Origin of the sequence: Pedobacter sp. UYP1 (assembly GCF_040547305.1) — a bacterium.
Classification (GTDB): Bacteria; Bacteroidota; Bacteroidia; order Sphingobacteriales; family Sphingobacteriaceae; genus Pedobacter.
Genome location: NZ_JBEPPL010000032.1, coordinates 1 through 10,518 on the forward strand (window position 1 = coordinate 1; position 10,518 = coordinate 10,518).

Genomic DNA, 10,518 nt, shown 5'->3' on the forward strand with positions numbered 1-10,518 from the left:
TCTACCCCCTTTGCCTTTATTCGGCTTTTCGTCTTTTATACTCATTTTTCTGTTTTGAAAAACTTTCTTATGTAAACTCTTTTCAGGAACGGACATGCTGAATAATCCTTCCTTATTACTAAAGAAAGATCACAGTACCGAAAATAATTCTGACAGCTATTCCTTAAAATAGTCGCTTTAAAATCAATTGCCCCTCTTCCCAAAATTTCAGCTCTGAATCTGAATTGATATGTCCCTTCGGCCCGATACTGACAAAATCACTCCCCCATTGTTCTGCAAAATAAATGGCTCTTTGCAAATCAACATAAGGATCATTTTCACTTGCAATAACGATTGATGGAAAAGGTAGTTTTGTGATTGGTAATGGCGCAAAACCTCTTAAGACATCGGGAGTATGTGCCGGAGAATCAACATCTGCCGGGGCAACAAATAACGCTCCCTTGATGTTTGGGTTACTGTATCTGACCGCCCAATGTGCTACTAAAGACACAGCAAGACTATGGGCAACCAAAATAACCGGGCCATTTAATTTTAAAAGGGTTGCATTTAGCTGCGCTAACCATTTGTCAAGATCTGGTTCCTCCCAGTTTTCTTGCTCAAGCCAGGTTGCGTTACTCAAGCTTTTTACCCAAAAGCTTTGCCAATGGTTTTCTCCGGATCCCCCAAGTCCCGGCATAATTAATATTCTTGTTTCCATTATCCAGTTACAGGATTATTGAAGGTCAAATTACAGATTAGCTTTTTGAATTGTTATAGTCATGAACAAGTTTCTCTATCGCTTTAAATGTAAAGGATTTGGTTTGATCGTAATTTTGGGATACCTTATCATTATCTGCCAGCATATCTTTTAATAGCGCTTTACGTTCTTTCCTGGTTTTACTACCCGCACTTACTACATTATTATATTTAATCGATGCCAGTTCAGAACTGTCTTTCTCTATATACCAGCTCGTATATTCAGCATTTGGAATTCCACCCGTAACAACAATAGAACTAATTGCACTAGTTACATCAAGCACATTATCCATCTGCTTACCGAAAGTATACGACTTATGTTCATACAGTTTTATCTTCCCATCCTCTATACATTTTAACCAGGAAGCTTTCTCAGGTATAGACATCTTTTTCGCTAAATCCTTCGGCATAAAACCTGGCAGCACTTTGCTGCGGTAAAGCATTTTGTTTTTCGCATTATAATAAGCAGTGTATGTATTCGGATCCAGCTTATAACTAGTATCTGCCGTAATCAGTTTTACTCCGCCTATCAGGTAATTCACTTTAATTCTACCATATATGGTATCATTAGCCTTAGTTACAAGATAACTTTTTTCTTTAACAGGTGAATCTGCGCGTGCTGAAATCCCCAATATCAACAAGGGAAATACTATAAGTGATTTGATATGCATCATAGAATGGTTTAATCGTTTAAAGATAAAAGACCGTTTTAGCAATTTGCTTAACGGAGATACATTTTTTTGTAAAATTCATAATTTAAATTATAAATAACACTTTTACAGCCATCATTAACCAGAATCAAATCTATTGAACTAAATTTACCGAATGGATAAAATCGTTGTATTTGAAACGTACTATAACCCTATAGAAGCAAATATTATAAAATCAAAATTAATGGATGCAGATATTCAGTGTTTTCTAACTGATGAAAATATCATTACGCTGAATCCTTTATATACCCAGGCTCTGGGAGGTGTTAAGCTCCATCTGTTTGAAAAAGATGTGGATTTAGCCAGAAGTATACTACAAGAAACAATTCCAACACCGGAAACATCTGAAGAAGAAAAAGGAGAATATGTTTGTCCTGAGTGTGGTTCTCATAATGTAGGCTATGTTCAGGCGACTAAAAGGCGATTCAGCATTTTGACTATGCTGGTTTCAATATTCCTGTTAGTTTACCCATTCAGTGTAAAGAAAGTTCATCATTGTTTTAACTGTCTCCATGAATATGATTAAACCAAACTGTCCGGTCTCGCACAGCACTAGTCCGATAATGAACATTTCAAGGTAGCCATATTCCCTAGACAACTGACTATCAGCATCTTGATTTTAGCTTTTCCTTTTGGCATAAGCTTGGTAGATCCGAGTATCAAATAGTACGGGATAATTGAAAACGCTAAGAAAAAACTTGTAGCTGATGTTTAGATTAAACTTAAAAATCGCGTTGCGAAATCTTTGGAGAAATAAAAATATAACGTCAATAAATATTGGCGGTTTAGCTATTGCTTTAGCCGCTTTTATTTTGATCATGATGTATTTCACCTATGAAACCAGTTTTGACAAGACAAATCCAAATTACAAGAATATTTATGTGGTTGGAAGAATTTATCCGGAGTTTAAAACGAATTACACTTCACCCCCATTGGCGAAAGCGATTAAGCAAAACTTTCCTGAAGTAGAGCTTGCCGGACTTACAAAGAAAGGTTCTTTTGAAATGGTGCTAAGAAATGGGAATAGGACCGCCTTTATAAAAAACTTCCTGCAAGTTGATTACAATGCTGCCAAAATACTTGATTTAAAACCTAACAAAGGTTTAGAAAGGCCTGCTGGCAAAACCGACCGCCTCAATTATTTAAGCAATGAACGCATGAAAGCGTTATTTCCAGATAAAAAAGACAGTAAACCAGAAATGGTTGGGGCCGGAAGCAGTACATCAGGAATAACCAGTAAGATAAATGGTTCGATCGTTAATAATCTCCATTCAAATATAACTTTTGATGGCGTTTCAGTTGCCAGCGAACTTGGACAAGGGGAAAACTATGGCTATAACAATTACAATACTTATATCCAGGTAAAACCAGGGACTGATGTGGCTGATCTGGAGCAAAAAATAACCAGGTTATACAAAGCAGAGTTATTGAAAGACGAGACCGATCAAAAGACAATTGATGAAATAAAAAAGGTTACTACATTTTTGGATCCTTTGGAAAATCAGCATTTAAAGCCTAAGGCAGGCAATGATGCCCCGTATAAAATACTAATTGCCCTTTCTGTACTCGGAGTTTTGATATTGGTAATTGCCTGTATTAATTTTACTAATTTAAGTATTGCTCAGGCAACCAAACGAGCGAAAGAAGTTGGGGTAAAAAAGGTAATGGGCGTCTATCGTTTTCAGCTGATTACCCAATTTCTTACTGAAATATTTGTACAATGTTTAACTGCGACCATTCTGGCGCTAATTTTAGCAGAACTGGCTTTACCAAGCTTCAACAATCTGTTTCAGGTAGATTTATCCATTTGGTATATCCATAATGATTTAATCTGGCAATTGCCATTAATTCTATGCCTGATTACAATTTTAGCTGGTATCTACCCCGCCTTGGTTTTATCTGGCTTTAAACCAGCTTTGGTATTGAAGGGAAATTTTTCTACCAGTAAACAAAGTCATTGGTTACAAAACTGTTTACTGGTATTTCAATTCAGTATCGCAGTAATATTTATTATTGGTTTGTTTATGATCAGCTCGCAATTGAAATATATGCGTAGCCAGGATTTAGGGTTCACGGCAAATCAGGTAGTTTACATTAAGAATAACGCTTATTTTAATGATCCTGCTAAATTCAAACCAGTTAGGGACAAGATTCTTAAAATACCCGGAATAAAGACAGCTACAGTTGCTACCAGTGTTCCAGATGGCTCTAACAATGGAATGAATGGCTATACGTTTAACGGCATACAACACAGCATCGATTTTGTAGATGTAGACTTCGATTATTTCGAGACCTTAAATATCAGGTTAAAAGAAGGCCGTTTCTTCTCACCAATATTTAAAACCGATACAGCAAACTCAATTGTGATCAACGAAAGTACTGTTGCCTTGTTTGGCATGAAAAATCCTGTTGGACAAACCATCAGCGGTTGCAGTATAGATTATAAAATCACGGGTGTGGTAAAGGACTTTAAATCCCAGGGATTTGAAAGTGCAATTCAACCTGCAGTGTATGCGATTAAAAACCCCTGCGGAAATCCAAAACTTCAAATCATGCTGAAAATTGAGCAAAGCAAGATGACAGATGCACTCGCTGCCTTAAAAGCTCAATGGCCTGAAATTAATGCCAAAGACGGTGAAGATTTCCGATATGAGTTTTTGGACGAACTTTATGGCAAACTTTTCAAGAAACAAGAACAGCTACAATCTGTATTTTTTGCGGCAGCAACGCTCACCTTTTTTATTGCTATTTTGGGATTATTTGCTTTCGCAAAATATATTACAAATGGAAGAATCAAGGAAATAGCAGTACGTAAAATACTTGGGGCAAGTGATATACAAATTCTGAAATTAATTAACAGCTCGTTTCTCACCATGGTAGTTTTAGCCAATATGATCTCCTGGCCGTTAGCTTATATTTTAACAAACAAATGGCTTCAGACCTTTGCTTACAGAGTTGATTTGCCGGTTTTTCCTTTTGTGGTCAGCGCTTTGATAACCATTTTATTAACGGTAATTACGGTAAGTATCCAGGCAAGAAAAGCAGTTAGAGCTAACCCTGTTCGTGCTTTAAAATATGAATAAAGGCAACGTATTACCCACTCAATTATTTAACCAAATGGCAATTACTTTCAGATCAGGTACAAATCAAGATAAATATAAACTTCAGCAATTAGGATTAAAATCTTATGGGCAATTCAAAACAGTCTTAACAGAAGAAAATTGGAATAAAATGCATAATTTCCTAATTGCAGAAGATTCTTATACAGACCTTTTAGAACGATCAAAATGTTTTGTCTGTGAATCTGGAAGTGATTTGATTGGGATGGCCTATTTGGTTCCTAATGGCAATCCTACTGAAATCTTCAGGAAAGAGTGGTCTTATATCCGGATGGTCGGAGCTGACCCTGATTTCACAGGGAATGGAATCGGAAAAAAGCTTGTTCAATTGTGCATCAATCACGCCAAGGAAACGAATGAAAAAATAGTAGCCCTGCATACGTCTGAATTCATGAATTCAGCACGATATATCTATGAAAATTTAGGTTTCAGGGAGGAAAAAGAATTAGAAGAAATGTTCGGAAAAAAATATTGGTTATATCTGCTTGCCATATAAAATTAATGCCCGGCCACCCAACCTCAGATAAGCTTAATAGTTACGTGGAATAGTAAATACGACAGGATAACTAAAACACTTCTATTTATAATCCTTCAATAAAGCCATTGCGGTTTTGGGCTGCCCTCAAAAAGTTAAACGCTTTATGAAGTAGCCCAAAACCGCAACGACTTTTTATTGATACAGACTTTCTAACAGCCCTCTAACTGAATTTTTTGATGGCTTGAGGGGTGACAGGGGTGAAAAAATTAATTAAATTACCATCCGGATCGCGAAACAATAGAGAACGATTTCCCCAGGGCATAGTTGTTGGCTCCTGAACAATGTCACTAACAAAGTCCTTAATCCTCTCGTAGACTTCATCTACCTGATCAACCCGGAATTCTATAATCACATTTCTATTAGTGCCTGGTTGCACAAGTCCATCTCCAAACAAACTCATCGTTCGGATACTTCCTAAAGCAAGCGTACCATTGCTTGTCTCTATCTCTGCAAAATCTTCGGTATACCATTGAGCAGTTAAGTCTGTCACTTTTTCAAAAAACCGAACCAAACGTTCCATGTCATTGGTAATAATTCTTAATGATGTTAAATTCATAATACTTTCATTTAATTCTTGAAATAATCTGAGTACAAAAGTAAAATGGCGTTATGACAGCAGTATGTCAGGGGTCTTTAAATTTCTCTATTTATTTTTCAGATAGGAAGCAAGTGTTAAATCGTGAGGTTAGCTATACTTTGGACAAAGGTTTAACTACTTTTGTGGTTTTTTTTTGCGCGTTCAACATCAGGACTACGATATAAATCCTCTGGTATAGTGGATAGCTTAGAGACATGTACCTGTTCACCAAGACCATAAAATTGTTGAAAGCTCATAATAAGCGGTTTCCATTTATTCGGATCAACTCGATTTGAATTTTTCTCCATTAGAATTAATTCATCAAGATAGACACGTTGGACGCGTAACTCAATAGTAATCAGACGCCCACGCTGTTGCTCATCATCTTCTGCAAGTCCATGAAAATTCTCCATCACAGCTTCCATTTGTACCGGACATTCTGCCACTCTGGGTGGCTTAACTGTGTCGGATTGTACAGGTGTAAGCTGAGCAAGCTCAAATTTATCAGTTTCATAGGTATAGCCTTTCTGTGCTTTGCCCGCAGGGACGGGAAAAGTACCTGTGGTAAGCGCTAAACGATTGACGGCAGCAGCCTGATGAACAGACGGAAGGTTCAAGACACATTCGCCCGTGCGTTGTATATTTTCAGTAGTTTTCGAGAAAGCCGAAATGCCTATTATAGCACGCCAGCCCAGCCAGAAGATAGATGAAATGGGTGCTAAGTTATTTGTGCCATCTGGATTAGTAGTGGTTATCAGCACTACAGGAGTGCCGAAATAAAGAATTGAAGGTTCGCTTAATTGATGCATGTAGCTATTGATTTATAACCAAACTTACCCTAATACTAAACCTTAAAAAACCCGATTCTTGCGGTATAAATTTTATTTCTTACTTATTATTTTTCTTTCATTAAATACTTTCACCAGACTAGCGTCGTAATTTTCAGACAGCACATCTGCTTCTGTAAAAACAGTCATAATGATCTGCTGATCCACGGTCCGGTTGTAATCATAAGTGAGGTAAATCCTGCCATCTATAGCCTGTTGCGCATCCGGATAGGAAACCCCTGCCCTTTCATCAATTAGCAATCCTCTTGACCAGGTTTTACCGTCATCCTTAGAGAGGAAGGCCATTAAATGTGACCTGCCTGTCTTTACTGCTATCGGGCCATGTTTAAGCAGCAATAAATTTCCTGAATTTAGTCTGCGGATGAAAAACCTTGAACTGGTATGGACTAAGGCTGAGGGCTTTGCAGCCGACCAGCTCCTGCCCTTGTCTTTAGAAAAGCTCTCAGCTATCCCATATCTGGTTCTGAGCAACATCCACAACGATCCGTCATTACGTTCTACTAACATATGCTCATCAAATTCTCTGTCAGCTTCAGGCACGTTACAGGCTCCTTTTACAGTCCACGTTGCCCCTTTATCAGTAGATACAACCACTTTTGCACTCTCATCTGTTAACCTCCAGGTAGAAACTGGCAAAAGCCATTCGCCTGTAGACAAGACCGTTGGTTTACACATCATTATTCCGTCGGAAAGTCTTTTTGCCGAAGTCCAGACTGGGTTCTCAGCATCCGGATCATTAGCTGTCATAGCCCACACTCCGGCTACAGAACCTTCCAGACCTATTGTCTGTGCCCAGAACAACCAGAGCTTACCTGTTGGATCTATCCAGATCTCTGGATCGTATGCCCTTACAGGCCCCTTTTCATCAGGATCGACCACCAGTATTTCTTTCCATGTAACTCCCTGATCCTTACTGGAGGCCAATACCACATAATTGTTTGCATCTTCACCGGATGTCATACCGGCGTACCAGGTAGCCCATAAAGTGCCGTTCGTGGTAACAGTAATACTTGGAATGCCTGAGAATTTCCGGCTCTGCTCAGCATATTTATAAAAATTGCCAGGTTCATTGATCACCTTCGGCGCCTTCTTAAAAGCTTGATTCTCCTGTGCGGACAGCCTTTCAGTACAACATAACATCAACAATAACAAGGAGAGAAGGGTCGGTTTCATAGATATAATTTGATGGCCTGGATTAAGTTTGCAGAAAGCTTTATTTAATTTATATGTAATAAATTTAAACAAGGATATCCGTAAATTCAAATCTTACCCAAGCTTTTTTCTCAGCCATTTGCGAACCGGCTCATCATACCATTTTAAACTGGCATACGCCAGAATAATACCACCTATCAAAATCAACAATGCGTAAGGCCAGGCTTGCGAAATGGTCACGCCTTTATGGTTGCTGATCCAGGCGACGTAAAAATATACAAGCGGATAATGCACCAGGTAAAGCGGATAGGATATATCTCCTAAGAATTTACATATCTGGTGTTCTGTCTGGGTATGTACAACACCACTGGCACCCAGATAAACGATGAGCGGAAAAATAATGATTATACATATCGATTCATAAACTCCATTCATCCAAACATGCTCGGCGCCACCTACACGAGGCATATATAAGACGAGGGCGACCAGCAGACTACACCATAAAAAGGCGTGCTTAATGCGGATAGGTTTAGCTATCCTTGAAAGTAGCAGGCCTGCAAAAAAAGGATACATGGTGCGGGTAATGCCCACGCGCAGTTGTTCTGCGTTGAGTGTCCAACCTCCGCTGACATCTCCATTGGGGCTGGTAATAGCCAAATGAGCGAGTGCTATAGCCGCTATCAACACCAAAATACCAAGAGCTGTTTTTGAGAACTTCCAGATGCCGGCGGCGTACAGGATATTAGCAATGTATTCAAAGAGTAATGACCAGCCTACGCTATTGAGCGGGTGCATTTCTTGCCAACCCCTTATATCCATTGATAACGGAACAGGCAGAACAGTATAACCGATGAACATCACCAACAGCATTTTCCACTGGGGAACGGTATGAATAAGTGGCCAGATCGTTGAATCTGTAAAATAGAATCCGATTGCCCCCAGGCTCATTCCTAGCACCACCATCGGTTGAAGCCTTTCGATCCGGCGCTTAAAGAAGGTGCCGATGGTCATTTTATGCCAGCGGTCATCATAAGCATAACCGATCACAAAGCCAGATAACAGAAAGAAAAAGTCAACAGCCAGGTAGCCGTGGTTGACCAGAATATCCAGGTGTCCGGTTCCTAAGGGTTCTGTGAGGTGAAAGGTAACAACAATAATGGCTGCAACACCACGTAACCCATCCAGTATCGGGTAATGCGGTTTTGTAGAAAGGCTGTTGTTGTTCATTGATCTTGGATATGGAACCGCTTATAACTTGCTATTAATGGATTTGGAAAATTACATAAATAACCTGGCTGAGTTCGACCAGATCGTATCAAAATTCAGACAAATAGTCTCATTTTCATTCGTGATCCTGCCATTAATATAGCTTCCAAAATTGGAATTGATTTATACCGTTTCATGGATTTTCTGTCTATTGGTGATTCTTACGTTCTTTTTTATTTAAGAAGCAGTTTTTTATCATCTTTCTTAATTCAACGAAAAAAATGGTAAAATCGATCATGGGCATGAAAGGATAAGCATAAGCAAACCAGTACATATTAAGTGTCTCAATTTCTTCTGCTGGACCGGATATTGAATCATCAGAAGGTTTCTCGTTTTCCATAAGCTCAATGCTTTTATCAGGGTTTGTGATTTTCTGTTTCATAATAATTATATTATTTATACAGCAAAATTATTCATAATGACAGATCATATTTTTATATAATTAGCCTAATATTTATCATATTTGGCCATATGGAAATTCTTAAGCAACTTATAAATAGTGTTGACCAAAATCCTGATTCCATTTTGGTGATGCGGCAGCAAACAGAACAGCGTTTACCTTCACATCAACACAATAAAGCTCAGTTATTGTTGGTTTTTGGAGGAATTGCTTATTTGCAAACAGACGAAAAGGATTTCTATATTCCGTCCAATCATTATATCTGGATCCCGAAAAACTACCCCCATAACCTGATGTTTAATACGCAAGATCTGTATATCATAAATATTTATTTTCCGGGAGGAAGCTCAGGTGGATTTTATAATGAGCTGGGTATCTACCCCGTGAGTAAGCTTTTATTTGAAATGCTATCTTTTAGCGAAAAATGGCATGGTGATTATTTCAAAGGATCGTGGGAATTTGAGTTTTTAACAACACTGAGAAAAGTTTTACCTGAAGAAAATCTTAGAAAGTTTTCTATTCAACTTCCTACTACTGACGATCAGCGGCTCCAGGCTATTGTTGGTGAGCTTCGAAGTCGGCTGAATGAAAACCTTACCTTAGAAAGTATAGCCAAACAATGGGGTTTGAGCATAAGAAGTCTGACCCGGCTATTTCAGACAAAACTTCATATCACCTTTATTCAGTATGTAAAAATGCTGAGGATTATCCGGGCTATGGAATTGATTAAAGACAGCAATCTGAATATGACCGAAATCGCCTATGAGATAGGATATTCGAATATAGCTGCATTCAGTAATAATTTTCACCAATTGACAAATATGAGGCCTACCGAATTTAAAACAGTGTCAAGGGTTTAGAATCAAATACTATTTCTGGCTGTGTTTAACACAAAAAGCCCCACATTTATCGCAGCAAGTCAATGAAAGATCCAAGCATAATTATATATCAAACTGAAAATGGTACATGTGTCCTGCATAGGTGTTTCAAAATTCGGTTCACATTCTCTGTTAGTACAAAGTTCTGCACAAACTTCCCATAATAAATAAATGCCTTTTCCACTAATGTAGGCTATTAGTGGATATTACGGTTCGAATAGTGCCAGCTATTTCGGTCTGTTAGTGCCAGCTATTACGGTTTAAATGATGCCACTTTAGTGGTTTAGTTTTATCC

11 protein-coding genes are annotated in these 10,518 nt (G+C 38.4%); 4 read left to right on the plus strand and 7 right to left on the minus strand.

The features are described from left to right. Window positions 1-163 precede the first annotated feature (163 nt). Both ABIB30_RS27000 and ABIB30_RS27005 read right to left on the minus strand, forming a co-directional pair. Window positions 164-697 carry an RBBP9/YdeN family alpha/beta hydrolase gene (locus ABIB30_RS27000; protein WP_354306123.1) on the minus strand — a complete coding sequence of 178 codons (534 nt, stop codon included), beginning with the start codon at window positions 695-697 and terminating at the stop codon, window positions 164-166. A 37-nt stretch (window positions 698-734) separates the two neighbouring features. After that, window positions 735-1,409, minus strand: coding sequence for a hypothetical protein (locus ABIB30_RS27005; protein ID WP_354306124.1), 675 nt, complete (start codon window positions 1,407-1,409; stop codon window positions 735-737). Window positions 1,410-1,560: 151 nt separating this feature from the next. On the opposite strand from ABIB30_RS27005, the gene ABIB30_RS27010 reads away from it, so the two are divergent. From ABIB30_RS27010 to ABIB30_RS27020, 3 genes are all read left to right on the plus strand, one after another. Beyond that, on the plus strand, window positions 1,561-1,971 hold the full coding sequence (locus tag ABIB30_RS27010; RefSeq protein WP_354306125.1) for a putative signal transducing protein: 411 nt from the start codon (window positions 1,561-1,563) through the stop codon (window positions 1,969-1,971). Between the two features lie 181 nt (window positions 1,972-2,152). Then, window positions 2,153-4,528, plus strand: a complete 2,376-nt coding sequence (locus tag ABIB30_RS27015; protein ID WP_354306126.1) for an ABC transporter permease — start codon at window positions 2,153-2,155, stop codon at window positions 4,526-4,528. After that, window positions 4,521-5,060, plus strand: a complete 540-nt coding sequence (locus ABIB30_RS27020) for a GNAT family N-acetyltransferase (RefSeq protein ID WP_354306127.1) — start codon at window positions 4,521-4,523, stop codon at window positions 5,058-5,060. Before ABIB30_RS27015 ends, ABIB30_RS27020 begins: the two co-directional genes overlap by 8 nt. A gap of 202 nt (window positions 5,061-5,262) precedes the next feature. Here ABIB30_RS27020 and ABIB30_RS27025 read toward each other — a convergent pair whose 3' ends face one another. The 5 genes from ABIB30_RS27025 to ABIB30_RS27045 all read right to left on the minus strand — a co-directional run bounded on the left by ABIB30_RS27025 (window position 5,263) and on the right by ABIB30_RS27045 (window position 9,327). Beyond that, window positions 5,263-5,658 (minus strand): VOC family protein, encoded by a 396-nt coding sequence (locus tag ABIB30_RS27025; protein WP_354306128.1) that lies wholly within the window; start codon window positions 5,656-5,658, stop codon window positions 5,263-5,265. 152 nt (window positions 5,659-5,810) lie between these two features. Next, window positions 5,811-6,488 (minus strand): flavin reductase family protein, encoded by a 678-nt coding sequence (locus ABIB30_RS27030; protein ID WP_354306129.1) that lies wholly within the window; start codon window positions 6,486-6,488, stop codon window positions 5,811-5,813. Window positions 6,489-6,560: 72 nt separating this feature from the next. Beyond that, window positions 6,561-7,700, minus strand: a complete 1,140-nt coding sequence (locus ABIB30_RS27035; protein ID WP_354306130.1) for a sialidase family protein — start codon at window positions 7,698-7,700, stop codon at window positions 6,561-6,563. Between the two features lie 93 nt (window positions 7,701-7,793). After that, window positions 7,794-8,906: an acyltransferase family protein gene (locus ABIB30_RS27040; protein WP_354306131.1), complete on the minus strand. Its 1,113-nt coding sequence runs from the start codon at window positions 8,904-8,906 to the stop codon at window positions 7,794-7,796. 187 nt (window positions 8,907-9,093) lie between these two features. Continuing rightward, the gene (locus ABIB30_RS27045) at window positions 9,094-9,327 is read right to left on the minus strand and encodes a hypothetical protein (protein WP_354306132.1); all 234 of its coding nucleotides are present in this window, start codon (window positions 9,325-9,327) and stop codon (window positions 9,094-9,096) included. Between the two features lie 89 nt (window positions 9,328-9,416). Between ABIB30_RS27045 and ABIB30_RS27050 the strand changes: the two genes are divergently transcribed. Next, window positions 9,417-10,205, plus strand: a complete 789-nt coding sequence (locus tag ABIB30_RS27050; RefSeq protein WP_354306133.1) for an AraC family transcriptional regulator — start codon at window positions 9,417-9,419, stop codon at window positions 10,203-10,205. The last annotated feature ends 313 nt before the right edge of the window (window positions 10,206-10,518 follow it).

What these genes read in the sequence shown, in the direction of transcription:
- ABIB30_RS27000 (WP_354306123.1), bottom strand. Translation starts at nt 697, where the DNA reads ATGGAAACAAGAATATTAATTATGCCGGGACTTGGGGGATCCGGAGAA.
- ABIB30_RS27005 (WP_354306124.1), bottom strand. Translation starts at nt 1,409, where the DNA reads ATGATGCATATCAAATCACTTATAGTATTTCCCTTGTTGATATTGGGG.
- ABIB30_RS27010 (WP_354306125.1), top strand. Translation starts at nt 1,561, where the DNA reads ATGGATAAAATCGTTGTATTTGAAACGTACTATAACCCTATAGAAGCA.
- ABIB30_RS27015 (WP_354306126.1), top strand. Translation starts at nt 2,153, where the DNA reads ATGTTTAGATTAAACTTAAAAATCGCGTTGCGAAATCTTTGGAGAAAT.
- ABIB30_RS27020 (WP_354306127.1), top strand. Translation starts at nt 4,521, where the DNA reads ATGAATAAAGGCAACGTATTACCCACTCAATTATTTAACCAAATGGCA.
- ABIB30_RS27025 (WP_354306128.1), bottom strand. Translation starts at nt 5,658, where the DNA reads ATGAATTTAACATCATTAAGAATTATTACCAATGACATGGAACGTTTG.
- ABIB30_RS27030 (WP_354306129.1), bottom strand. Translation starts at nt 6,488, where the DNA reads ATGCATCAATTAAGCGAACCTTCAATTCTTTATTTCGGCACTCCTGTA.
- ABIB30_RS27035 (WP_354306130.1), bottom strand. Translation starts at nt 7,700, where the DNA reads ATGAAACCGACCCTTCTCTCCTTGTTATTGTTGATGTTATGTTGTACT.
- ABIB30_RS27040 (WP_354306131.1), bottom strand. Translation starts at nt 8,906, where the DNA reads ATGAACAACAACAGCCTTTCTACAAAACCGCATTACCCGATACTGGAT.
- ABIB30_RS27045 (WP_354306132.1), bottom strand. Translation starts at nt 9,327, where the DNA reads ATGAAACAGAAAATCACAAACCCTGATAAAAGCATTGAGCTTATGGAA.
- ABIB30_RS27050 (WP_354306133.1), top strand. Translation starts at nt 9,417, where the DNA reads ATGGAAATTCTTAAGCAACTTATAAATAGTGTTGACCAAAATCCTGAT.